Genomic DNA, 25,659 nt, shown 5'->3' on the forward strand with positions numbered 1-25,659 from the left:
AATTTTCAAAAAAATATCAAAATTTAAAAATTTAGATTTAACTATCACTAAAAGACATAGTGATTATAAGAAAAAATCATTTGAGATTTTAAATAATATTTGTTACAATTGGGTATAGGTTTAATGAAAAATAATAACTTTAGGAGGGAAAAAATGGCATTAGAAAAGGTAAATTCGCCAGAAGACTTGAAAAAATTAAGTAGAGAAGAATTAATAGTATTGGCACAGGATATTAGGGATGCAATGCTTCACAGAGTTAGTAATAAAGGGGGACATGTGGGACCTGACTTTGGGGCAGTTGAACTAATAATTGCATTACACAAAGTGTTTAATTCACCTGTTGATAAATTTGTATTTGACGTTTCACACCAATGTTATCCGCATAAAATTATTACTGGGAGAAAATTTGGATTTTTAGATTTGGATAGGTATTCGGAAGTTTCGGGGTATACCAATCAAGATGAAAGTGAACATGATTTCTTTAAAATCGGGCATACTTCGACATCTGTGAGTTTAGCGACTGGACTTGCTAAAGCGAGAGATTTACGTGGTGTAAAAGAAAATATAATTGCAATTATTGGGGATGGTTCTCTTAGTGGCGGAGAAGCATTTGAAGGGCTTAATGTAGCCTCTGAACTTAATACAAATATGATTATTATTGCAAATGACAATGATATGTCGATTGCTGAAAATCACGGAGGGCTTTACAAAAATTTAAGAGAATTAAGAGAAAGTAATGGACAGGCTCAAAATAATTATTTTAAATCATTAGGACTTGACTATATTTATGTGGATAAAGGAAATGATTTGGAAGCTTTGATAGAAGTTTTTGAGAAAGTAAAAGATATTGATCATCCAATAGTTGTTCACGTGCATACTCAAAAAGGAAAAGGTCTGTCTTACGCTGAAAAGGATAAGGAAACTTGGCACTATGGAATGCCTTTTGATCCAAAAACGGGAGAAAGCAAAGTAAATTATTCTGGCGGGCTAAGTAACGATACTGCTGAATTTTTGATGGATAAAATGAAAAAAGATCCGGCAGTAGCTGTTGTAACTTCTGGAACACCAACTGTTTTAGGATTTACAAAGGATAGAAGAGAAAAATTTGAAAAACAGTTTAGTGATGTTGGAATTGCAGAGGAACAGGCTGTAGCAATGATTTCTGGAATGGCTAAAAATGGCGGAAAACCAATATACGGAGTTTTCAGTACATTTATTCAAAGAACTTATGATCAGCTTTCACAAGATTTGGCAATAAATAATAATCCATCTACCATTCTTATTTTCGGTGGAGGACTAGGCGGAATGAGCGATGTAACTCATTTATGCTGGTTTGACATCTCATTAGTGTCAAATATTCCAAACATCGTATTTTTAGCTCCAACAAGCAAAGAAGAATATTTCGCAATGCTAGACTGGTCAATCGAATACAAAGGACACCCAGTTGCAATAAGAGTGCCGTCTCAATTGTCAGAAGATACAGGGAACGTACAAAAAGACTTTAGCGACCTAAATAAATATCTTGTTACTGAAAAAGGAAAAGACGTGGCAATTTTAGGGTTAGGTAACTTTTACAAATTAGGAAAAGAAGTAAAAGAGCTTTTAAAAAAAAATGGAATCAATGCAACATTAATTAACCCAAGATATGCCTCAGGGCTTGATGAAACATTGTTAAACGAATTAAAAGCAGAACACAAATTAGTTGTTACACTAGAAGATGGTGTAATTGACGGTGGATTTGGAGAAAAAATTGCGAGATTCTACGGGGCTTCTGATATGAAAGTCTTAAATTATGGTATTAAGAAAGAATTTACCGATAGAGTGACTCCAGATGTGGCGTTTAAGAGTAATAGATTAACGAAAGAGCAGATTACACAGGATATTTTAGACATTGTGAAATAATTTATATTAAATGAAATCAGAAATGACTTTTTGAAGGATTTTCTGATTTTTTTATATTCTTTCTTTTTCTTAAAAATCAAAATTGTATTTCAAAAAAAAATTTGATATACTTGTTTTATAAAATTAAGTTTATAAAAGTTAAATAAAACAAAAGTTTCGAGAAAATAGTTATAATTTTCAAGTTTATTTTTAAAATAATAAAGCGAGGAATAATATGAAAATAAAAAAATATGAAATAAATTTTGAAGAAATAGATAAAAAATTAAATAAATACAAAAAAATAAAACTTAATGAACATTTATTAAAACAATTAAGAAAGGATCTGATAATAAAATGGACATACAACAGCAATGCAATTGAAGGAAGCACTTTTACATTGATGGAAACAAAAGTTCTGCTGGAAGAAGGGATAACTGTTGGTGGGAAAACTATGAGAGAACATCTTGAAATAATAGGGCATGCTGAAGCCATTTATTATTTGGAAGAAATTATAAAAGATGATACGGAACTATCAGAAAAAGAGATAAGAAATATTCATAGTTTAGTAACAAAAGGCATTGAAAATATAAATCCGGGACAGTATCGAACAGTCCCAGTCTATATAAGCGGTGCAGAGCATATTCCACCACAGCCTTACATGATATTCCCTGAAATGGAAAAATTAATGTTATGGTATAGAAATGAGGCAAATGAGTTGCATCCGATAGAAAGAGCAACTATTTTACATGGTGAATTTGTCAAAATACATCCATTTTTAGATGGAAATGGAAGAACTTCCAGACTGCTTTTAAATTTTGAACTTATGAAAAATGGCTATCCTCCGATAATTATTGAAAAGTCGGAAAGAGCAATTTATTTTGAAAGTCTGGAAAAAGGTTCACTAACAGGTGACTGGACTGATTTTATACAGTTTGTTGCTAAAAAATGTGAAGAAAGAATTGATTTTATAAATTCATTTAAAGAAAAAGAAACAAAATAATAAAAATACAAAAAATGGGGCATAAAAATACCCCTTTAATTATGTAAATTATAAAAATATATTATTTCATAACTCTCAATATTAGCCTCTCTTTTGCATCCTTCAAAATCTCATTAATTTCATTTTTTGAAATATTATTTGCTAAGATGATATAGTAATTTTCAATTTGATTTATTAGTTCAAATGGCGAATTTTCTATATCAAAATCATCTGAAACTCTTATATAGTAAGAATCTTTTACTGTATTTGAATCCACAATTTCAAATACTTTTGTAGAATTAAAGAAATAATCTGATTCAATATGGTTTCTTGTTACAATTTTTACGATGTCTGCAACTACAGCTGATGCAGTTGGATCCATTCCTGCACCTTTTCCATAAAATAAAGTTTTGTCTGTATAAGAACCTGTTGTTTCAATCGCATTGTAAACATCATCAACTTTTGCTAAAATTTCACTGTTTGGAATTAATGTTGGCTCTACTGAAATTTGTACTGATTTATCAGATAAAAGTTTTGAGCTTGCAATTAATTTTATAGTTGAGTTTAGTTGGTTTGCTGAAAAGATATCAACTGTGCTGATTTCTCTTATTCCTGATAATTGCATATCTTTGAACTTGATTGAACCTCCATAGGCTAGTGAGGCAAGAATATTTATTTTATGTCCTGCATCAATTCCATCTACATCATAAGTAGGATCAGCTTCCGCATACCCTTTTTCAGAAGCAATTTTTAGTGCTTCATCAAATGATAAATTATCTTCTTTCATTTTTGTCAAAATATAATTTGAAGTTCCGTTCATAATTCCACGAATTTCAGTAACTGTATTTGCAACTAGACTTTCCATCAAAGGTGTTACAATAGGAATCCCTCCACCAACAGCAGCTTCAAACAGGAATGACACGCCATTTTGTTTTGCACGTTGGAATAATTCCACTCCGTATTTTGCGATTAAAGCCTTGTTTGCTGTAACAACGCTTTTTTTAGCTTCAAAGGCCTCGATAATTATTTGTTTTGCGATAGTTTCTCCACCGATTAGCTCCACAACAATCTTGATTTCAGGATCGTTTAAGATTTTCTTATAGTCGTTTATAAGGATTGATTTGTCAAAATCAAAAGAAAAATCACGGTTAATGTTTAAATCACAGGCATATTTTACTTTAATATCGGCTCTTGATTTTTCAAAAATGCTTTCCTTTTCGTTTGTTAATACTTTAAGAACTCCCTCTCCGACAGTTCCCAATCCAATAATTCCTATTTTCATACTTTTTAAAGTCCTCCCTTTCGGTTATCTGTTTTTTGTTTTATTTTTTGTCCTTTTCATTCTTCATTAATCATCAATTTCGATAAATCTTTTGTGAAGTGCAGTTACAGCCTTATCTATATATTTTTCATGAATAATGCACGAAACATTAATTTCAGAGCAAGAAATCATATCAATGTTTATGTTATTTTCAGCAAGGATGTCAAAAATTTCAGATGTAGTTTCATAATGGCTTTTTAATCCGATTCCAACGACAGAAACCTTTGCGATTTTTTCTTCAAAAGAAACACCTTCCGCTCCAATTTTTTCCTTTATTTGCTCTGAAATGGCAACAGCTTCCTTCAAGTCGTCGCTTTTTACAGTAAATGAAATGTTATTTAATTCTTTATTTCTGCTTGAACTTTGTAAAATTATGTCAGTATTGATTTTTTCCTTTGCCAGTCTGGAAAATACTTTTGCAGCGATTCCTGGTTTGTCAGGCACTCCAAAAAGTGTGATTTTTCCTTCGTTTTTAGAAGATGTGATACCTGCGATTTTTACTTTTTCCATAGCTTCTCCTTTTGTGTCAATGTTTTGATTTCCTATTTCATCAAATCCCTCTTCCCTTTGGACAATCGTTCCTGTAGAATCATCAAATGATGAACGTAAATGTATCTTTATACCGTATTTGGCAGCAATTTCGACTGATCTTGGATGGAGCACTTTTGCCCCTGAGGCAGCCAGTTCCAACATTTCCTGATATGAAATTGTTTTTAGCTTTCTTGCATTTTTTACAATTCTCGGATCAGCCGTGTAAACTCCGTCAACATCGGTGTAAATTTCCACTTCATCAGCATTAAGAGCCGCTCCCAATGCAACAGCGGTTGTATCAGAACCACCACGTCCAAGCGTAGTAATCTCATTATTTTCTGTAATTCCCTGAAATCCAGCAAACACAACTACATTTCCCTCGTCTAGTTTTTCCTGTATAATTTGGGTATCAATGTCAATGATTTTAGCTTTTGTATGCACAGATGTCGTTTTAAAATTAACTTGAAAAGCATTTAGTGAAACAGCCTTTTCTCCAATATCAGCTACAGCAATTGCAAGTGATGCAATCGAAATCTGCTCCCCTGAAGTCAAAAGCATATCAAATTCACGTTTATTTGGCGAATCTGACAACTCATAAGCTCTTTTTATCAGTTCGTCAGTCCTCCCAGCCGGTGCAGAAACAACAACGATTACATCGTGTCCAGCCTTTTTATACTTTACAACTCTTTTAGCCACTTCCTTTACCCTCTCGGCATTTGCAACGGAAGTTCCGCCATATTTCTGTATAATTAAAGCCATATTACCTCCTATTTTTTCATAAAATTTAACTACTCTATAATATACTATTTTTTTTCATAAATTTCAATATTTTCATAAGCAAAGAATAACATATTCTAAGTCAATATTACTCTTCAAAAGAGTAGTTTGCTCTACGGCTGTCGTTGGATTTTCTACTTCGATTAAAGAGAATGTTTGTAACCACATTCAAACTACTGTTATATTTGATTCGTTACTATCTTTTAAAAGAGTCTTCATATTCCTGTATACTTAACTTGTCTATCGCTATATCATATTGTTCTTGTTCAGCTATATATTTTTTTTTGTTACTTTATTTAAGTCTACTATACTCACATGACTCACATGATATCCTTTTGACCAGAAATGTTTGTTTCCAAATTTATATTCTAAGTTTGCATATTCCTTTTAAATATTCCATAAAACTTGATACACTTATTTTGGTAGTATAGTAAAACCCATTCAAAACAGAACTATCTTATCAAATAAAACAGAAGTAACTGCTTCCTCAAGCATATTGAAATTATGAGCTATGTCTTTTTAAGCTTTGTCTATCCATACAATGTGCTGGAACTTATGTTGAATTGAAATAACACTTTTATTTTTCGATTTTCATAATAAAAATTTAAAATTTTTTTTCTATAAATCTTTTTCATATGCTGTAATATTATTATACCGTATTTTTAGGTCGTTTTTGTATAAGTTTTACTATATATTTACCAGTGTATGTACTTGATCTTTCTTCAGATGGTATTCTATTATTTCGACTTCTTTATACTCATTATGATTTTCTTAAAATTTTTCCCATGCTTTTTCTGTATTGACTGTATACAATTTTTGTCTGTACTTAGGTGTAAATATATACGATATTTACACATACATTTTAGTATGAGATAGGATAGGTTAGTCTTATTAACTATATAAACGCCTTTCCTTTATTAAATGGCTTAAACAACTCCATTATAAAGGAAGCTGTTTTTTTTGTAAACTTACATTTCTACACTTGCATAGTGGGGAGATATATTTTATACGCTTTGAGTACTCAATTGACTATGACTAAATTCAATAATAAAAAATTTACCCTAAGGACTAGGGTAAATACTATGAGAAATATGAAAATTTCACATTTAAGATACTAATTTATAGTCATTTTTTCTTAGCTTCTTGGAATTTTGCCCATACTCCTGCTTTTGTTAAAATACTTTTAACAGTTTCAGTTGGTTGAGCCCCGTGTAATAAGTATTTTAAAACTTCTTCTTCTTTTAATACTACTTGTTTTTCTTCTTCGGAAAGTGGGTTGAATGTTCCTAAGTAAGCAACTGCTTTTCCATCTCTTTTTGATAAAGCCTCCATAGCAACTATTCTATAGAAAGGAACTTTTTTTCTTCCTAATCTAGTTAATCTTAATTTTAACATTGTATTTTACCTCCATTTATTTAATAACTTGAAAATTTATTATTTTTAAGTATAATATGATTATACTCAATTTTTTGAAAGTTGTCAAGTTTTTTTTCTTTACAGTATGATAAACGCAAAAAAAAAATATAGAATAACATAGTATATATAATATTATTGATATATCTTAGGGAAGAAGCTGATAAAGAAGAATTGACAAGATTATACAAACATCATAAATCTTTGCAAAAAATGAGGTTATAGTATGATGATATTTGAAAGAATAGTAAAAATTAGATTTTTAGAAATCCATCTACAGCATTTATTAATACAGTAATGTGAACTTGTTTTTTTATCTGCATATTTATGACATTCAAAAGTAACATTTCCAAAGATAGTAATAACTGTTCTTTTAAAATTTTTTACTTTTTTTCATCTGAATCCAAAAAGCTGTTATCTGCTCTTTAGATATAAACTTTAAAGAGTGTTTCAAAAACCTTTACGATAAATAGTTTGAACTGCTGTTCAAACGGAAGCTTGGAAGAAAATTAAAAAAAGTCTTTACAGGTGAGAAAAAATCTGATAATTTTGAACTATAAGTTATCGAACAGGTCTATTGTATTTTTTTTAAGATAGTTGAGTATATGTTCTGATAGTTTCATTATAAAGTAGGAAATATTATTTTTGTCACTAAGTCTATTTCTATTCCTGCATATTTTCTCAATTCCATGATATATCACAATCATCTTCATATATGTATTTTTACTTCAAATTAAACTATCTTTTTTAAAGGTTAACATTTTGGAACATTGTGTATCAATTAAGACAAAGGAGAGAAAATTGAAAAATAAAAAAAGGATGAAACAAAAAGAACACTTTTTAATTGATTTCAAAATGAGAATCTGATTAAATTGAGGTTGTTATTAAATAATTGTTGTGAGACAATACATATGTGACGAAAGTATATAAAAAAAAGAAAGGTTTCTGATATAATGTAAGTCTACCAAAACCATATTAAGAAAGAAACATTTTTAATTATTTTTTAATTATGAAGTTGATTTTATGACGAATATAGAGTATAATAGATTTGGATTTAAGTATGAAATGATATTGTGATATAGGATATTGTTGAAAAGAAGTTTAAACTTTGGATGTATGAGGAAAGGAAATAATATGAAAAAAAGAAAAAAAGTAGTACTAGGAATGTCTGGCGGAGTTGATTCTTCCGTTGCGGCAATTTTGCTTAAAGAACAGGGTTACGATGTAATTGGAGTTTTTATGAAAAATTGGGAAGAGAAGAATGAAAATGGGGTTTGCATGGCGGAAGAGGATTATAAGGATGTGATTGCTGTGGCAGAGCAGTTGGAGATACCTTATTATTCGGTGAATTTTGTGAAAGAATATTGGGACAAAGTGTTTACATATTTTCTAGATGAGTATAAAAAAGGAAGAACACCCAATCCTGATGTGATGTGTAATAAGGAAATCAAATTCCGTGCATTTTTAGACTATGCGATGAAACTTGGGGCTGATTATGTGGCAACAGGGCATTATGCGAGAATTGCTCACGAAGAAAAAGATGGGAAAATCAAATCGACTATGTTAAGAGGAATTGATGATAATAAAGATCAGACATATTTTCTTTGTCAGTTAAGTCAGGAGCAACTGGAAAAAGTTTTATTTCCATTAGGAGAATACACAAAGCCACAGATTCGTGAAATTGCTGAAAAATATAATTTGGCAACGGCAAAGAAAAAAGACAGCACAGGAATCTGCTTTATTGGAGAACGTGATTTTAATAAATTTTTATCCCAATACTTGCCAGCAAAGGGTGGAAATATTGTAAATACGCAAGGAAAGGTATTAGGGCATCATAATGGACTTATGTATTACACAATCGGACAGAGAAAAGGAATTGGGATTGGAAATACAAAGGAGGGAACTGGAGAACCTTGGTTTGTTGTGGATAAGGATTTGGAAAAAAATGAATTGATTGTAACGCAAGGTGATAACTCAGTACTTTATTCAAAGGGATTAATTGCAACAGATTTTAATTTTATAAATGAGGCACAGTTTCCAATAGAATGTACTGTAAAATTTAGATACAGACAAAAAGACACAAAAGCTGTGATTAATAAACTTAACGAAAATGAATATGAAGTGATTTTTGATGAACCGCAAAAGGCTGTAACGCTGGGACAGATTGTGGTTGCTTATGATGGTGAAGTTTGTCTTGGTGGAGGAATTATTGACAAAATTATAAAATGATTTAGATTTTATAAAGGTATTAAATATAATATTAGTTATATGGGAAATAAATTAAAAATTAAGATTAGATAACTATTTAAGATAACGCAAAAACATTTTTTTATTTTTCTTAATTACTTGACAATTAATAGTTCTGATAGTATAATAACATAAAGATTGTTCTAATAATAAGAAAAGTTTATACCTAATTAAAATACTAACATCTCTAAAATTGTATTATACAAATTATAATTTTACAAATCTGAATAATCTTGTTTTATAAATAATATTTTATTAATATATTAATTTTATATAATAAAGGAGATGAACAAATTTGAAAAAATCAAAGCTTTTAATAGGAATATTCACTATTTTTAGTATAATGTCAATAGAGAATAAACTTTATGCTTATAATGAAATACAAGGTATATTTAAATCAGGAAATAGAGAAAATAAAAATACATCGGATAGTAAACAAACAAAAAGCGAAAATATTCAGATACCACCACAAGTAGAAATTGTTAATGATCCTATGTGGGAATATTATATTGAATATCATGAAAGAATTGATGCAGAATTGCAAGATGTTTATTATAATCCTTCTCATGAAACCGCAATAAGACATATGGTTTGGGTTGAAGTTCCTATATGGAAATTAAAAAATGGACAAAAAGTTTCAAGTAAGGCAAAAGTACAAGTATTAAATTTATTAGCAGAAGATGTAAAAAGTATATTTACTGAAATATACAATGGGCCAGAAAAATTTCCTATTAAATCGTTAGGAGGATATAATTGGCGTCCTAATGGATTAAAAAGCCTTCATAGTACTGGCCGTGCAATAGATATAAATCCTGATGAAAATCCTCAGCTGGATGTTGAAGGAAAAGTATTGGTAGGTAAAAAATGGGAACCAGGAATAAATCCTTATTCTATTATTCCAGATGGTGATGTTGTAAAAGCATTTTCTAAGAGGGGATGGACCTGGGGAGCTGCATTTTCAAGAGCTGATTATATGCATTTTGACTTTTAATTATAAAAATTTATATATAAAGATAAAAAAGTACCAAAAAACTATATAATAAAAACGTTTAGAGGTACTTTTTTTATTTCTAAATTTATTTTCCTTGTTTGTTTATCGATATTGTGTTATACTTTTACTATAATATAGTGTTATTTAGAAATTAGACCTAAAAATTATAATTATTGATTTAAAATTTTAGAATAGTTTAATTTTTATTAGTCGTGTATTTACTTTTATTTGACAATAAAATTACATAAATATAAAAATATGAGTATAAAATTGAATTTATGACCTTTTTTATATAGATGAAGGAGGAAAATGAAAGAATTAATATTTTGCTTGAATGCAACAATGCCTGTATTTCTGATTATGATACTTGGGTATATCTTTAGGAAAATAGGAATTATAGATTTAGAATTTGCGGATAAGATGAATAGATTTGTATTTTTGGCACTTTTGCCTGTACTTTTGTTTAAAGAATTGTCGCTATCTGATTTTTCGGCAATCTGGGATTTGAAATATTTGATGTTCTGTTTTTTTGCAACATTTTTTTCAATAATGATAATGTGTATTATTTCAGTTTTTTTGAAGGATAAGTCAATTCGTGGGGAATTTATTCAAGCTGGATTCAGAAGCAGTGCTGCTTTGCTTGCTTATGCTTTTGTGCAGAATGTGTATGGAGAGGCTAAAATTGTGGCTCTTATGGTAATTGGAGCTGTCCCTTTGTACAATGTTGCTTCAGTTGTGATTTTGATGTTACTTAGTCCAGAACAGGGGAAATTGAATAGAGTAGTTTTAAAAAATACGTTAAAGGGAGTTATGAAGAATCCTTTAATACTTGGAATTTTGGCTGGAATGATTTGGGCATTGTTAAAAATTCCGCAGCCAGTAATTATGAAAAAATCAATTTCGACATTTTCTGCAGCGGCAACTCCTCTTGGATTACTTGCACTTGGAGCAAGTTTTGATGTAAGAGAAGTTTTTTCAAAAATAAAAATTGTATTAGTTTCGTCTTCATTCAAGCTGCTAATTCTTACAGCAATATTTTTACCAATAGCAATAAAATTTGGATTTGAGGATGAAAAGCTGGTTGCTGTGCTTGGAATGCTGGGAAGTCCAACTACTCCAACTTCATTTACTATGGCAAGAGGAATGGGACATAATGGAGCTGTAACTTCGGGAACTGTTATGATTACTACGATTATGAGTATTTTTACATTAACAGGATGGCTTTATATTTTGAAAATTGCAGGATTAGTATAAATTTGTTAAATAAATAAAAATTTGGTATAATAACAGAGTATTGCGAAAATCATAAATTTTTAAAAATAAAACATTCTGGAGGAAAAATAATGAAATTGAAAAAATATGCAGTGATTGGAATAATGGCATTGCTAGTTATTGTAGGATGTGATAACAAGGGTAATGACAAAAATGATAAGGATAAAGTAAAAGTAACGAGTGTAAAAAGGGATATTTCAACAGAGGAAATTGCAAAATATAATGAATATTCAAAATTAAGCGATGTACCAAATTCTGAAGAATGGAATACATTTTTTATGGAGATAAAAAAAGAGGAATTTCTTAATGAAACTGGAAATATAAAAAATATTTCGGAAGTGCCGACATTTACTGAAAATTTGGATAGTTCAATTAACCTGATTGGTGAATATATAAAAGAAATTACTGATATAATGCAAAAAAGCCCAAAAATGGAAGCTATTGATAAAAATGCTGAAAATCTGATAAATTCATTGGTAGAGGAACAAAAGGTACTGACAGAAATTAACGATTATTTTGAAAAAGGTGATTATAAAGCTGATAAGCTGGCAAAAGTCGGAGAATTGAATGACAAGTATAAAGTTGTATTGCAAAATAGACAGGAAAATCACAAAATTTTTGCTAATTCATTACATGAAATTGCTCAAATAATCAATCAAAAAATAGAGAATCAATTACAAAAAGATGGTAAAACAGCAAAATTGAATATTTTAAAATTTGTAAATTCCGTAAATGAATTTGGAAAAACAGCATTTGGAAAAAATAATCTAAACTTTGATGAAAATGAAGTAAAAACATTAGAAGAAGCTAATAATAACGTTCAAAATGCATATAAAGCAGTATCTGAAATAACACTAGAAAATGCTAAAAAAGAAAATATAAGTGAGTCAGATTTCAAAAAAATAAAGGAAAGTTCAAAAACGCTATCAGAAAATATGCAAAAAATGGTAGCAGGCGTAAAAAATCAAAATATTCAGGATGTAGTAATGAGTGCAAGTAATATTTTGAGTTCAAAGACAGATTTAGAAAATGTGTTTAATGTTTTAATGGTACAAAGATAGAATTTGTACTAAACTCTATTTATAATAAAACTGTTATTAAATAAAATAAGCTAATATTTAAATGAAAAAAATTTGAATAACTATAAAAGAGGTGGGTAATAATCGCTCACCTTGTATTTTTTATTCTAATTTTTTAGTATTTAACCATAAATAAAATATATTGAAATATATAAAAGTTATATATTATAATTATTGACAAAATATCGAAAAAAATGTTATTATTATAATATATTTAGAAATTAATTTGTAAATTTTAGTATATAAATGAAAGCAGGAGGCGGTAGAAATGAAAAAAATAATGTTGCTTATGATTTTTGCATTAAGTGTATTAATGTGCAGTGTCCAGAAGGATGAAAAAGAAGAAAAAGCCAATGCTAACGGTATTCCTAAGAAAATAGTGATTGGGCTTGATGATTCATTTGTTCCGATGGGATTTAAAAATGAAAAAGGAGAGATTGTGGGGTTTGATATTGATTTGGCGAGAGCGGTTGCTCAAAAGTTGGGTGCTGAAGTTGAATTTAAGCCAATAAACTGGGATTCAAAGATACTAGATTTGAATGGTGGAAATATTGATTTAATTTGGAATGGACTTACTATAACAGAGGAAAGAAAAAAAGAAACTGAAATGTCAAAACCTTATTTTACAAGTCATCAGCTTATAGTGGTTAAGAAGGATTCAAGCATTAATGAAAAAGCTGATTTAACAGGAAAAAATGTTGGAAGCCAAACTGAAAGCAGTGGAGAAGAAGCTGTGAAAAAATCAGGTGAGGATAAAAAATTTAAAGAATTTAAAACTTATGCTCAATATGACCAGGCATTTATGGATCTTGATGCAGGGAGAGTTGATGCAATTGTAGCAGATGAAGTGTTGGCAAAATATACTAAAAAGACAAAAGAAACTCAGGCTAAGAAAGATCTTTATAAAATTTTAAGTGAGAACTATGGAGAAGAAGAATATGGAATTGCTGCTAAAAAAGGAAACACAAAATTAATTGAGGCTATAAATAAAGCTATCGAAGAATTGAAAACAGACGGGACTTATCAAAAAATTTATTCAAAGTGGTTTAAAGATTAATAATGAATCAATCATTATCAATATTTGTAGAATTGTTAAAAACATTACCTAATGTTGCAATATTGTATGTGTTTACAATCCTATTTTCCGTCCCGTTAGGAATTTTAGGAGCATTAGCATATACAGGGAAAAATAAGACAGTAAAATTTTTTATTTCAGTTTACACTTGGATATTTAGAGGAACTCCTTTAATGCTTCAGTTAATGGTGGTTTATTATGGAATACCGCTTATGAAAATTGGTAGATATAAAGTTGTGTTAGAGCCATATACGGCGGCAACTATTACTTTTATTATAAATTATGCAGCATATCTTGTGGAAATTATGAGAAGTGGAATAGAAAGTATTGATAAAGGACAGCATGAAGCTGCAAAAGTTCTTGGTTATAGTTACTGGCAAAAAATAATATATATTATTTTGCCACAGGCAATAAGAAGAGTACTGCCAACATTGGGAAATGAAGCAATTACACTTATAAAGGATACTTCATTAATCTATGTTCTCGCTGTAACCGAAGTTATGAAGCGTACAAAGGAATTAGCAAACATTTACTATAATATTACGCCATATATTTGTGCAATTATCATTTATCTTGTATTAAGTTTTGCAGTTGATAGATTGTTTAAAAATATTGAGAAAAGAAATAAAGTCAGAATTTAAGAAATTTTAAAATTAAAGTGGACTAGGAGATAAAGAGTGAAAAATGAAAAAATAGTAGAAGTAAAAAATTTGAAAAAACAATATGGCGATAATATAATTTTAAAAGATATTAATTTACATATTAATAGAGGAGAAGTTGTCTCATTAATAGGGCCTTCTGGAAGTGGAAAATCGACAATTTTACGTTGTATTGTAGATTTAGAGTCGATAACGTCAGGAGAGATTTTGATTGAGGGGAATAATCTGACAGATAAAAATGTAGATAAAAAAATTAAAAAGGAAATCCTGCTAAAAACAGGAATGGTTTTTCAAACTTTTAATTTATTTCCTCATCTATCAGTTAGAAATAATATAGTAAAGACTTTAAAACTAGTAAAAAAAATTGATACATCAGAAGCAGAAACTATTGCAAAAAAAATGCTAGATTTAGTGGGATTATCAGATAAGATGAACAGTTTTCCAAATGAACTTTCAGGAGGTCAGAAACAACGTGTAGCAATAGCAAGAGCATTAGCATTACAGCCAGACATATTACTTTTTGATGAGCCAACTTCAGCACTTGATCCAGAACTTGTAAAAGAGGTACTGGATATAATTAGAAAATTGAAAGAGCAAAAGATAACGATGCTAATTGTAAGTCATGAAATGAACTTTGTTCGTGAAATTTCAGATAGGGTAGTGGTTATGGAAAAAGGTAAAATACTGGAAACAGGGACTTCGCAACAAATTTTTGAAAATCCATCTTCTCAAAGAGTAAAGGAATTTTTAAATACAAATAGTTAATCTAGGTTAATTTAAGGGTATCATAAGCATACCCTTTTATAATCTTAATAAATTTTTTTTAAAAATTCTACTTTTTTACTTGTATATACAACATAAAAATGATATAATATAAAAAAGTATTTAAAACAGTTGACTTTTAAAGTAATAAATAATATAATCTTTTTAACTACGAAAAGTAAAAATAAGGCAAAATAAATTAAAAAGAGGTGAAATATGGACGGTTTTATTAAGATAAGGAATTTGGTAAAAGAATATAAACTTAATAATGGGCAAGAATTACTAGCTGTAAATGATGTAAGTCTTGACATTGAACAAGGGGATATATATGGAATTATGGGGCTTAGTGGAGCTGGTAAATCTACACTTATAAGACTTCTTAACAGGTTAGAAGAACCTACTTCTGGAGAAATTCTTGTAAGGCATGAAGTTATTGATAAAAAAAAGAAAAAAAGTCTTGGATATGAAAATAAGAATATTCTAAAATTTAATACAAGACTTTTGAGAGAATATAGAAAAAAAACTGGTATGATTTTTCAGCATTTCAATTTGCTAAATTCAAAAAATGTTGCTGATAACATAGCTTTTCCGTTGCAAATTTCAGGATGGAAAAAAAGAGATATTAAAAAAAGAGTGGATGAACTACTTGAAATTGTAGGACTTTCAGATAAAAAACTAAATTATCCCGAACAACTTTCAGGAGGACAGAAGCAACGTGTGGCGATAGCTAGGGCATTAGCAAACAATCCGCAATTACTGCTTTCAGATGAAGCAACATCAGCACTTGATCCAAGAACGACTAATTCTATTTTGGAACTGTTAAAGGATATAAATAAAAAATTTGGAATAACTATAATTTTGATTACTCATCAAATGGAAGTTATAAAGAAGATCTGTAATAAAGCTGCAATTATGTCAGATGGACAAATTATTGAAAAAGGTGAAACAAAAGAGATTTTCCTAAATCCAAAAACAGAACTTGCAAAAGAATTTGTACAAAATATTTCACACGAAGAATTTAGAACAGAAGAAGAGATAAAGAGCCGTGAAGAAAATAATGGAAAATTACGTCTAAGCCTTAAATATAACGAAGAACAGGTAAACGAGTCATATATTACAAAAATTATTCGTAAATATGATGTTGAAGTAAATATTCTAGGTGGATTTGTTGATAAAGTAGGCGATATTATCGTTGGAAATTTATTAATAGAAATTTCGGCAAATGAAGAGAAAGCAAAAGATATTATTGAATGGCTGAAAGAAAATAAAATAGATTCGGAGGTGGTATAATGAGAGTAAGATTTGACTGGGTTAAATTTTTACAATTTCAAAATATGGCTGAACCCCTTTGGGAAACAATTTATATGGTATTTATTTCGACAATTATAGCATTAATTATCGGACTGCCAATTGGAATTTTGCTTGTTACATCTGATGAAAAGGGTGTAAAGCCAAATAAAACAATTCATAAAATATTAGATATGATTATTGTAAATATTACAAGGTCAATACCATTTATAATTCTGATGGTTTTATTAATACCGCTTTCAAGAATACTTGTAAATAAATCTTATGGAAGTGTCGCATTTATTGTTCCTCTTTCGTTAGGATCTGCACCATTTGTAGCAAGGATTATAGAAGGAGCGTTAAAGGAAGTAGATGATGGGCTTATTGAAGCTTCAAAATCTATGGGAGCAACAGTTTCTGAAATTATTTTTAAAGTGATGATACCAGAAGCACTGCCTGCACTTGTTCATGGTTTGACGTTAACATTAATCAGCCTGATTGGGTATTCTGCGATGGCTGGGACAATCGGTGGTGGTGGACTTGGAAATGCTGCTGTAATTGACGGTTATCAAAGATCTAAGCCAGAAGTAATGTGGCAGGCTACAATTGTTATAATCGTACTTGTACAAATTATACAGTTTGTCGGTAACAGTATTGTAAAAGCTCTTATGAATAAGAGAAAAAGAACATAACATAATAAATTAAAATAATAATTTTGTAGATTATACAAAAAGGGAGATGATTATATGAAAAAAATTTTGTTAGTTTTAGTAACAGCATTATTTTTAATAGCCTGTGGAAATTCAGAAAAATCTTCAAAAGATTCTGGAAAAATTGAAAAATTAAAAGTTGCTGCCACACCAATTCCTGCTGGAGAAATCTTGAAATTTGTAAAGGATGACTTAAAAAAGGAAGGAATAGAACTTGAAATAGTAGAGTTTAATGACTATGTTCAACCAAATAAAGTGCTACAGTCAAAAGAAGTAGATGCTAATTTATTCCAGCATACTCCATATATGGAAAATTTTGGAAAGAAAAATGGATTTGAGATGACAGCAGTTGGGAAAATATATTTACCTACACTTGCACTTTATTCAAAAAAAATAAAAAATATTAACGAATTAAAAAATGGCGATACAATATTGTTGCCAAATGATCCGACAAATTTGGCTCGTTCATTAATTCTGCTGGATAAAGCTGGAATTATAAAATTAAATAATAACAAGAATGTGGATGCAACATTAAAAGATATTGTAAGCAATCCAAAAAATATAAAATTTGAAGAGCTTTCAGCAGAACAGCTTCCGCCAAGATTACCTGAAGTTGCTGCTTCAATTGTAAATAGCAGTTTTGCATTAAATGCAGGATTGTCATATAAAGAAGACGGACTTGTAAAAGAAGATAAAGATTCACCTTATGCAAATGTCCTTGCAACATTGAAAGGGAACGAAAACGATCCTAGAATTCAGAAATTGTTAAAGGCACTACAAAGTGAAAAAGTAAAAAAATATATGGAAGAAAAATATAAAGATGTAATTGTTCCAGTATTTTAGTAAAAGTTTGTAAAATAAATTATAAATAAAAAATTTTTGGAGGTATTTATGAAAAAAATATTATCACTATTATTAGCAACAGCACTATTTTTAGTAGCTTGTGGAAGTAAAGGAACAGAATCAAAAGGAGGAGCTGCATCAGGAAAAACTGAAAAGTTAGTTGTAGGTGCGACACCAGTTCCTCATGCAGAATTATTAAATTTGGTAAAGGATGACTTGAAAAAAGAAGGGATTGAACTTGAAATAGTTGAATTTAATGACTATGTTCAGCCAAATAAGGCACTTGCAGATAAAAGTATAGATGCAAACTTCTTCCAACATGTTCCATATATGGATGATTTTGGAAAGAAAAATAACATTGGATTGTCAGCAGTTGGAAATATTCATTTGGAGCCAATGGCATTATATTCTAAAAAAATAAAAAATATTAACGACTTAAAAAATGGAGATACCTTAATTATTCCTAACGATCCAACAAATGGAGGACGTTCATTAATTCTGCTTGATAAAGCTGGAGTTATAAAATTAAAAGATAATACAAAATTAGATGCTACACCAGCTGATATTGTTCAAAATCCAAAAAATATTAAAATTGAAACATTATCAAACGAACAAATTGCACCAAGATTATCTGAAGTTGCAGGAGCAATCATAAATTCAAACTTTGCAATTGATGCTGGAGTTACAAAAAATGAAATTATCTTGATTGAAGGTAAAGACTCGCCTTATGTAAACATTGTTACAGTATTAAAAGGAAATGAAAATGACGAAAGAGTTAAAAAATTAGTAAAAGCACTGCAAAGTGAAAAAGTTAAGAAATTTATTGAAGAAAAATATGAAGGTAGAGTAATTCCTGCTTTCTAATAAATATTTTTAGCTAAAGGTAGCCTTAAATTAAGTTTTAGGGCTGTTTTTTTATTATGTTTATAAATCTATCAAAAAAATTATGTTTTTTTTGTTTAAATCCTTGAAATATATTTGAGAAAAATGTATAATATGGTATTGTTATAAGATATGACATCTTTTAGCTGGATAGTTTTAGTTATCTAAATATCAATATATAAAAAATAAGGAGAGGAGAAATTTTCCTTAATCTATTAGAATTATTTAGAATGAGTTGATGTAACATCTTTACCGTATACTGTAGTCGTGGATTAATAGCTAATTCTAATATATTCTGAATATTTTAATGGAAATGAAGAAAGAATGAAAAAATTACTTGTAATTTCGCTATTTTTAGCCAGCGTTAATTTAATTTATGCAGAAAATGAAGCTAATGAAGGCAAGGTTGCACCTGCATCAAAGACGACTGTGCAGAAAGCAACGGAGAATAAGGAGGAAACGCCTGCACCTGTTCCACAGAAAAGACCTGAAGGATTTTGGAATTTTTATGCCAAACAGCAGGCAAAGCTTGTAAAGGATAATGACAGGGCAATGTTTGAAGATGTCAGCACGAATGTCAAGGCACAGGAGGATTTTTATAACTATGTAAACGAAAACTGGGATAAAAAGACTCAAATTCCAAGCACAAAGCCTGCCTGGGGAGCGTTTTACGAACTGAATGAAAAAAATCAGGATTTTCTTCGAAACCTTATAAGGGAGCTAAAAGGAAAATCTTCATTGACTGCCGATGAACAAAAAGTAATAACGATTTATGACAGTTATTCAAATATGGAGAGAAGAAACAAGGAGGGGCTTACACCCATAAAGAATGATCTTGAAAAAATTGATGCCATAAAGAATATTGACGATCTTAAAAAATACAATGTTGAAGTTACAAAGACTGGTAGTTCTGAATTTTATGGATGGGGAGTAGGAACAGATTTGAATAACTCGAAAAATAATGCTATATATCTAGGAAGCGCAGGAATTGGGCTTTCAAGAGAATATTTTCAGAAAGATACAAGGGAAAATAGGGCAATACTTGAAGAGTATACAAGATATGTAAGTGATATGCTGAAATATCTGGGAGAATCGGATACTCTTGAAAGAGCTAAAAAAATAGTTGCATTCGAAAAACAGATTGCAAATACGTTGCTTACAAATGAAGAGCGTCATGATGTAAAAAAATATAATAATCCTGTAAAAGTAACCGATTTAGGAACATTGTCTAAAAATGTAGATTTAGCAGAATATTTGAAGCAACTGAATGTAAATACAGACAAGGTAATAATAACTGAGCTAAATTATTATAAAAATCTTGATAGATTTGTAAATGATGCAAATATTGGTGTAATCAAGGATTATATGAAATATAACTTAATAAGTTCTGCAACTGGAGTGCTAAACGATGAACTTGGAAAAAGAAGCTTTGAATTTTTTGGAAGACATCTGAATGGTCAGAAAGAAAGGGAAATACTTGAAAAAAGAGCATTAAACTTTACAAATGGAAGTCTTGGAGAAATTATCGGAAAAATCTATGTTCAACGTAATTTTTCATCTGAAGCTAAGAAAAATACGTTGCAAATGGTTGATTACATTAAGAAAGCAATGAAGAACAGAATTGAGAAACTGGACTGGATGAGCGCTGCTACTAAGAAAAAAGCGTTAGAAAAATTATCAAAAATTACTGTAAAAATCGGATATCCTGATAAATGGAGAGATTTTAGTAAAATGACAATTTCAAGCAATGATTCACTTTATGACCAGATGAAAAAAATAAGTGAATGGGAATATAATGAAGATATGAAAAAAGTTGGAAAACCAGTAGATAAAACAGAATGGCACATGTCTCCCCATACAATAAATGCCTACTATTCACCAACGAGCAACGAAATAGTATTTCCAGCAGGAATCTTGCAATTTCCATTCTACGATTATGGAAAATCAGAAATGGCAAGTAACTTTGGAGGTATTGGAACAGTTATAGGACACGAGCTTACTCATGCGTTTGATGTATCAGGAGCTTCATATGATGGTGATGGAAATGTGAGAAACTGGTGGACAGAAGAAGATAAAATGAAATTTGACGCAGCAACAAAAAAATTGGAAGATCAGTTTTCAAGATATTCAGTTGGAGGCGGTGTATATGTTAACGGAAAATATACATTGACTGAAAATATTGCTGATCTTGGAGGACTAAACATTGCCTATGATGCATTACAAATGTACATGAAAGATCATCCAAATTCTACAAAAGCATATTCGGACACAATAAACAAACTATTCTTTTTAAGCTTTGCAAGAATGTGGCGACAAAAATCAACACCAGAATACTTGAGAAATCTAGCAAAAACAGATTCTCATTCACCAAACATCTTCCGCGTAAATGGAACATTGATAAATATTGATGCTTTCCATAAGGTATTTGAAACAAAACCAGGAGATAAAATGTATAAAGCCCCAGAAGATAGAATAAAAATCTGGTAAAATAATTAAATAATAAAACAAAAACTATCTTGACTATATTGAGATAGTTTTTTTATATTCTATTTTTTCTCATATTTTCCTCAATGAAAAAGCTACCATTTTGTTTTGGTGGCTTTTTTCTTTTTATAGAAAGTAAGGGGAACTATCGCAATCTTTCTTTATTTTACAATAATAGTTATTTTAATATATCATAGATTGTAAAATATATTGCGACAAACTAAAAAAATGTAAAAACTCATGATAATTTCGTGTTAAAATGTTAGTAACAACAAAGCAACGCCATTTGAGAAATTTTTACACGAAATTAGTTTTTAAAAAAATTTGGTAAAATGTCGCAATTAATATTGCAATTTATGTTATAAAATGGAAATTTATTACAAATTTAGAAAGGAATTTGTTATGGAAAATAAAACAGTGGAAGAATTAGTAAAAGAAAATAAAAATAATATGGTTACAACAACACAGTTAAGACAACTTTTGTCAAATTCAGTAATAGTAAAAAATAAAATATCTTCAAAGATATTAAAGAAAAAAGATAAATTATCAGATGATTTATTAAACGATGTAAAATATCTTTTAATAAAGCATACATATCAATGTGGTAGAGAATCTAAAGTAAAGGAATTTGATAAAAAATTTGAAATTTCAGAAAGATTGAAAAAAATAAAAACCAAAGAAGATTTTGATATATTTTATCGTTATTTAGAAGAAATAGTAGCATATGTGAAATATTATATTGGATAAACTAAAAATAAAAAATAGGAGTGAAAAATAGTTATGAATACATTAAAAGGAAAATTTATTATAACAGGGAAAATAAAAGTTTTAACAGGACTTCATAGAGGAACATCTGGAGATTTTTCGGCGATAGGAGCGGTAGATAACATTGTAATTAACGAATAAACCAATAATACCAGGATCTTCATTAAAAGGGAAAATGAGATACTTAAAAGAAAATGAAGATGATATAGAATATTTGAAATCAGAAATTGAAAATATAGTGAAATATTTGGAAAGTAGGAGAGAATAATGACTTATTTAATATATAAATTAAAATTTCCAAACGGAATTCATGTTGGTGCGAACAATTCTTTAGAATTGACAGACACAACTGTAAGTTCAGATGTTTTTTATTCTGCTTTTTATGCTGAATATATTAGAATATTTGGCGAACATGATAGAGAATTATTTCAATTAACAGAAAATGATGAATTTAAAGTATCAGATTTGTTGCCTTTTAAAGAAATGAAGACGGAAACGGTTTTTTATGTTCCAAAGCCATTTGTGAATGATATTGAAAGAAAACAAAGTAATGATGAAAATGAGCAAGTTGTAGATAGAAAAAAGGTGAAAAAGTTAAGTTATATTCCTGCAAATAGATTAAATGAATATTTTGAGTTTCTGGAAACAAGAAAAAATTTTCCTGAAATAGATAACGATATAATGTTGAAGTTTTTAGATTTAATAAAGATTCAGGACTTTATTTTATTGTGTAATTACCAGAGAAATGGCAAGAAAAATTTGAAAATGTATTGGAAAGTTTGTCGTTGACAGGAATAGGTGGGAAAAAAGTGCTGGATATGGACAATTTAGTATCACAGATGATGCTATGATATTTGATGGAGAATATTTTGATATAATTGAGTCAGAGGATGATAGATTTATAAATGAATCTTTATATAAGGAAAGTGATAAATATTTACTGTTGTCGTCATATTTGCCACAAAAAGATGAAATTAAAAAAATAAAAAATAAAGAAAATGGCTATCAATTGATAAAAAGAAGTGGATTTGTAAATAGTCCTAAATATAGTGAAAATCCACAAAAAAGAAAACAACTTTACATGATTTCTTCAGGAGCAGTATTGAATTTTAAACCAACAGGAAGATTGGCAGATTTGAAATTGCATGGAAATCATAGTATTTATAGAATGGGAAAGATAGTTAGATATAAAATGGAGATGGAAGTTTTGACGCCTGTGTATATTGCAGGGACTGATTATAAGTCGAAATTGAATAAGAAAGAATATATTTATGCTAAAGATAGAAAAATATTAATACTGATAGATAGTAATAAATTTATTAAATTTTTAACTGAAAAAGGCTATTTTGAAAAATATTTGTCTTATATTGAAACTCAAGCCAATGTAAAAGAAAACAAACAATATGATTTGAGTAAATTTTTAAAGGAAAATGGAATATATAGAAATATAAATGAATTTAAGAAAAAAGAATATAAGCAAAGTTTAAATACAAAAAATGGGATTACTTTGGTAAATAGAAATGTAAATGGAACTTCATATATTAAAGGAAGCTCGATAAAAGGGGCTTTGGTAAATCTTTTATTGGTTAGTTATATTATAAGAAATAGAAATGAATTTAAGGATGAGATAAGTTACATATATAGCATAATAAAAAAAATAAATAATGAAACTAAAAAAAAGGATATGGATGAGATAAAAAGTAAAATTAGTAATGTGGTTAAGAATATAGAGGATAAAATATTCCATAAAAAAGAAAAAATAATTATTAGAAATGAAAAAAATGTTCTAACAAAACGTATATTAAAGGAAAATGATGAGAAAACTAAGAAGTTTGAAATATCTATATCAGATACCTATAATACAAAAAATGAAAATTTTTGTTTTTTTAAAGATTATGATGAAAAGTTAGAAGAAAATAATCAAGTAAAACCAATGCCTGTAATTAGAGAATATATTAATCCAAAAACTAGATTTATATTTGACATTACTTTAGATTTTGAATTGCTTTCAGAAACCAGATTAAAAATAAATTATTTTAATGAAATGATTTGATAAATTTTCTAAAAAAAGCTATGAATTATTTAATAAAGAATACTTTGGAAACACCTAATGATTTGGGTAGTCAAAATTTAATATTAGGAGCAAATATAGGTTTTCATCAGAAAACAATTATTCATGCATTATTTGGAAATGAGAAAAATAGATTGGATGTTGTAAAAAGACTTTTATATCAGAGTAATAGTGATAAAAAATTAAATCATTTAATAGATGATGAATTTTCTCCAAGAGTGTTAAATAGAATAAAGATTAAAGAAAATGGAGAACTAAAATCGAAGTTAGCAGGATTAGTTGAAATTAGGAAAATATCTCAAAAGGAAGTGGGGAAATAAGATGCTTGCAAAAATAGAAATGGAAATTGAAGGGAATGGGTTAGATGTGAATATGAGTTCGCTTTTTCATGGATATTTGATGAGCAGTATCGATTCTGCTTATGCGGATTATTTACATTATAATGAAACACATCCTTATACTTCATGTATTTATAAAGATATGGAAAGTGGAAAAATATTTTGGAGGATAACGACCTTTAATAAAAATGCTTACGAAATGTTAATAGAATACTTTTTAGAGAATGATGTAAAAAATATTTATTTGGAAAAAAAGGAAATTGAAGTATTTATAAAATCAGTTTCTATGAAAAAGACATCTTTTGATGAACTGTTTTTTAATGATGAGAAGAAAAATAAAATATATTTTTTAACTCCGACAACTCATAAATCAAATGGAGTATTACAAATATTTCCGAATATTTCAACATTACTTCTAGGAGTAATAAATAAAATAAATCAACATTCGGATACAATTAAGTTGGAAGATGAAAATGTGATAAATGAACTTTTGAAAAAAGTGTATATTGACGAATATAATTTTCGAACTAGATATTTCTTTTTGGAAAATGTAAGGATTAAAGGGTTTATTGGAAATATAAAAATTAGAATAAAAAGTAAAGATGCAATTCTTTGGCAACTTCTGAATTTTTTATTGCAAGTGTCTGAATATACAGGACTTGGAGTAAAAACAGCATTGGGAATGGGAGGAATAAAAAATGGATAATAAGAATATTGATGAAAATAAAGAAAGAGTACTTTTAACATTTGCAGGAAATTAGAGGTAATTATGATGGGCCTATACTTCATATTTGACATTATTATAGGCCTGAAAAAATATATTTAGTTTTAACTTCTAAAATGCAAAAAAGAAATGAGAATAAAATTTATGAAAAAGCGATAAAGGAAAGTTTGAAAGATTATAACCCAATATTTGAATATATTAAGACTGATATTGGTAATGCACATTTGTTTGATATATATTTTAATAAAATAAATGAAACATTTAATAGAATAAAATTAGAACATCCAAATGCGGAAGTTTTGGTAAATGTAACATCGGGAACTGCCCAAATGATTAGCAATTTAGTGATGTACACAGTTGATGCTATAAATATAAATATTATTCCGATACAAGTGGCTACTCCTGAAGGAAAAGGAAATACATCAAAAGTCGTAAATGATAGTTATAAAGTGAACAATGAGAAAGAAAATAATTTTGATAATATAGAGGAATTTAGAACAAATAGAATATTATTTCCTGATTTAAGACAATATTCAAGACTTTTAGCAAAAAATTAGATAAAATAATT

24 protein-coding genes and 1 pseudogene are annotated in these 25,659 nt (G+C 28.9%); 21 read left to right on the top strand and 4 right to left on the bottom strand.

Features of this window, described 5'->3' with window-relative positions; translation table 11 throughout:
- Positions 1 to 153: 153 nt before the first annotated feature.
- Entirely contained in the window at positions 154 to 1,902 is a 1,749-nt protein-coding gene (locus AB8B23_RS05965) for a 1-deoxy-D-xylulose-5-phosphate synthase (RefSeq protein ID WP_369713860.1), read from the top strand.
- Positions 1,903 to 2,116: 214 nt separating this feature from the next.
- Positions 2,117 to 2,881, top strand: coding sequence for a Fic family protein (locus AB8B23_RS05970; protein WP_369713861.1), 765 nt, complete (start codon positions 2,117 to 2,119; stop codon positions 2,879 to 2,881).
- 61 nt (positions 2,882 to 2,942) lie between these two features.
- On the opposite strand, the gene AB8B23_RS05975 is transcribed toward AB8B23_RS05970, so the two are convergent.
- From AB8B23_RS05975 to rpsP, 4 genes and pseudogenes are all read right to left on the bottom strand, one after another.
- A complete protein-coding gene (locus tag AB8B23_RS05975; protein WP_369713862.1) occupies positions 2,943 to 4,142 on the bottom strand; it encodes a homoserine dehydrogenase in 1,200 nt (399 codons plus the stop codon).
- Between the two features lie 66 nt (positions 4,143 to 4,208).
- Positions 4,209 to 5,471 (bottom strand): aspartate kinase, encoded by a 1,263-nt coding sequence (locus tag AB8B23_RS05980; protein WP_369713863.1) that lies wholly within the window; start codon positions 5,469 to 5,471, stop codon positions 4,209 to 4,211.
- A gap of 214 nt (positions 5,472 to 5,685) precedes the next feature.
- Positions 5,686 to 5,910: pseudogene (locus tag AB8B23_RS05985) on the bottom strand (transposase); the annotation flags it as partial.
- A gap of 704 nt (positions 5,911 to 6,614) precedes the next feature.
- On the bottom strand, positions 6,615 to 6,884 hold the full coding sequence (gene rpsP / locus AB8B23_RS05990) for a 30S ribosomal protein S16 (RefSeq protein ID WP_021744905.1): 270 nt from the start codon (positions 6,882 to 6,884) through the stop codon (positions 6,615 to 6,617).
- Positions 6,885 to 8,036: 1,152 nt separating this feature from the next.
- Between rpsP and mnmA the strand changes: the two genes are divergently transcribed.
- From mnmA to AB8B23_RS11985, 19 genes are all read left to right on the top strand, one after another.
- Complete coding sequence (gene mnmA, locus AB8B23_RS05995; protein ID WP_369713864.1) at positions 8,037 to 9,131, top strand: tRNA 2-thiouridine(34) synthase MnmA; 1,095 nt, start codon at positions 8,037 to 8,039, stop codon at positions 9,129 to 9,131.
- Positions 9,132 to 9,444: 313 nt separating this feature from the next.
- Complete coding sequence (locus tag AB8B23_RS06000) at positions 9,445 to 10,140, top strand: M15 family metallopeptidase (RefSeq protein ID WP_369713865.1); 696 nt, start codon at positions 9,445 to 9,447, stop codon at positions 10,138 to 10,140.
- 309 nt (positions 10,141 to 10,449) lie between these two features.
- On the top strand, positions 10,450 to 11,394 hold the full coding sequence (locus AB8B23_RS06005; RefSeq protein WP_369713866.1) for an AEC family transporter: 945 nt from the start codon (positions 10,450 to 10,452) through the stop codon (positions 11,392 to 11,394).
- 89 nt (positions 11,395 to 11,483) lie between these two features.
- Positions 11,484 to 12,473 (top strand): DUF3829 domain-containing protein, encoded by a 990-nt coding sequence (locus AB8B23_RS06010; RefSeq protein WP_369713867.1) that lies wholly within the window; start codon positions 11,484 to 11,486, stop codon positions 12,471 to 12,473.
- 286 nt (positions 12,474 to 12,759) lie between these two features.
- Positions 12,760 to 13,548, top strand: a complete 789-nt coding sequence (locus AB8B23_RS06015) for an amino acid ABC transporter substrate-binding protein (RefSeq protein WP_369713868.1) — start codon at positions 12,760 to 12,762, stop codon at positions 13,546 to 13,548.
- Between the two features lie 2 nt (positions 13,549 to 13,550).
- On the top strand, positions 13,551 to 14,207 hold the full coding sequence (locus AB8B23_RS06020) for an amino acid ABC transporter permease (RefSeq protein ID WP_369713869.1): 657 nt from the start codon (positions 13,551 to 13,553) through the stop codon (positions 14,205 to 14,207).
- Positions 14,208 to 14,258: 51 nt separating this feature from the next.
- Positions 14,259 to 14,990, top strand: a complete 732-nt coding sequence (locus tag AB8B23_RS06025; RefSeq protein WP_196808137.1) for an amino acid ABC transporter ATP-binding protein — start codon at positions 14,259 to 14,261, stop codon at positions 14,988 to 14,990.
- Positions 14,991 to 15,203: 213 nt separating this feature from the next.
- Positions 15,204 to 16,277: a methionine ABC transporter ATP-binding protein gene (locus AB8B23_RS06030; protein WP_369713870.1), complete on the top strand. Its 1,074-nt coding sequence runs from the start codon at positions 15,204 to 15,206 to the stop codon at positions 16,275 to 16,277.
- Positions 16,278 to 16,321: 44 nt separating this feature from the next.
- Positions 16,322 to 16,966 carry a methionine ABC transporter permease gene (locus AB8B23_RS06035; protein ID WP_196808138.1) on the top strand — a complete coding sequence of 215 codons (645 nt, stop codon included), beginning with the start codon at positions 16,322 to 16,324 and terminating at the stop codon, positions 16,964 to 16,966.
- A 54-nt stretch (positions 16,967 to 17,020) separates the two neighbouring features.
- Positions 17,021 to 17,827 carry a MetQ/NlpA family ABC transporter substrate-binding protein gene (locus AB8B23_RS06040; protein WP_369713871.1) on the top strand — a complete coding sequence of 269 codons (807 nt, stop codon included), beginning with the start codon at positions 17,021 to 17,023 and terminating at the stop codon, positions 17,825 to 17,827.
- A gap of 48 nt (positions 17,828 to 17,875) precedes the next feature.
- Complete coding sequence (locus AB8B23_RS06045; RefSeq protein ID WP_021744916.1) at positions 17,876 to 18,691, top strand: MetQ/NlpA family ABC transporter substrate-binding protein; 816 nt, start codon at positions 17,876 to 17,878, stop codon at positions 18,689 to 18,691.
- Between the two features lie 342 nt (positions 18,692 to 19,033).
- Complete coding sequence (locus AB8B23_RS06050) at positions 19,034 to 21,196, top strand: M13 family metallopeptidase (RefSeq protein ID WP_369713872.1); 2,163 nt, start codon at positions 19,034 to 19,036, stop codon at positions 21,194 to 21,196.
- Positions 21,197 to 21,595: 399 nt separating this feature from the next.
- Complete coding sequence (gene csm2 / locus AB8B23_RS06055; RefSeq protein WP_039901562.1) at positions 21,596 to 21,940, top strand: type III-A CRISPR-associated protein Csm2; 345 nt, start codon at positions 21,596 to 21,598, stop codon at positions 21,938 to 21,940.
- A gap of 33 nt (positions 21,941 to 21,973) precedes the next feature.
- Positions 21,974 to 22,099: a hypothetical protein gene (locus AB8B23_RS06060; RefSeq protein ID WP_021744919.1), complete on the top strand. Its 126-nt coding sequence runs from the start codon at positions 21,974 to 21,976 to the stop codon at positions 22,097 to 22,099.
- A 126-nt stretch (positions 22,100 to 22,225) separates the two neighbouring features.
- Positions 22,226 to 22,747, top strand: a complete 522-nt coding sequence (gene csm4, locus AB8B23_RS06065) for a type III-A CRISPR-associated RAMP protein Csm4 (RefSeq protein ID WP_369713873.1) — start codon at positions 22,226 to 22,228, stop codon at positions 22,745 to 22,747.
- A 58-nt stretch (positions 22,748 to 22,805) separates the two neighbouring features.
- Positions 22,806 to 24,011 (top strand): type III-A CRISPR-associated RAMP protein Csm4, encoded by a 1,206-nt coding sequence (csm4, locus tag AB8B23_RS06070; protein WP_369713874.1) that lies wholly within the window; start codon positions 22,806 to 22,808, stop codon positions 24,009 to 24,011.
- A gap of 20 nt (positions 24,012 to 24,031) precedes the next feature.
- Entirely contained in the window at positions 24,032 to 24,349 is a 318-nt protein-coding gene (locus AB8B23_RS06075; protein ID WP_369713875.1) for a hypothetical protein, read from the top strand.
- Position 24,350: 1 nt separating this feature from the next.
- A complete protein-coding gene (gene cas6, locus AB8B23_RS06080; protein ID WP_369713876.1) occupies positions 24,351 to 25,073 on the top strand; it encodes a CRISPR system precrRNA processing endoribonuclease RAMP protein Cas6 in 723 nt (240 codons plus the stop codon).
- A gap of 134 nt (positions 25,074 to 25,207) precedes the next feature.
- Entirely contained in the window at positions 25,208 to 25,648 is a 441-nt protein-coding gene (locus AB8B23_RS11985; RefSeq protein WP_419950794.1) for a CARF domain-containing protein, read from the top strand.
- Positions 25,649 to 25,659 lie beyond the last annotated feature (11 nt).

It is taken from the genome of Leptotrichia sp. HSP-342 (assembly GCF_041199995.1).
Classification (GTDB): domain Bacteria; phylum Fusobacteriota; class Fusobacteriia; order Fusobacteriales; family Leptotrichiaceae; genus Leptotrichia; species Leptotrichia mesophila.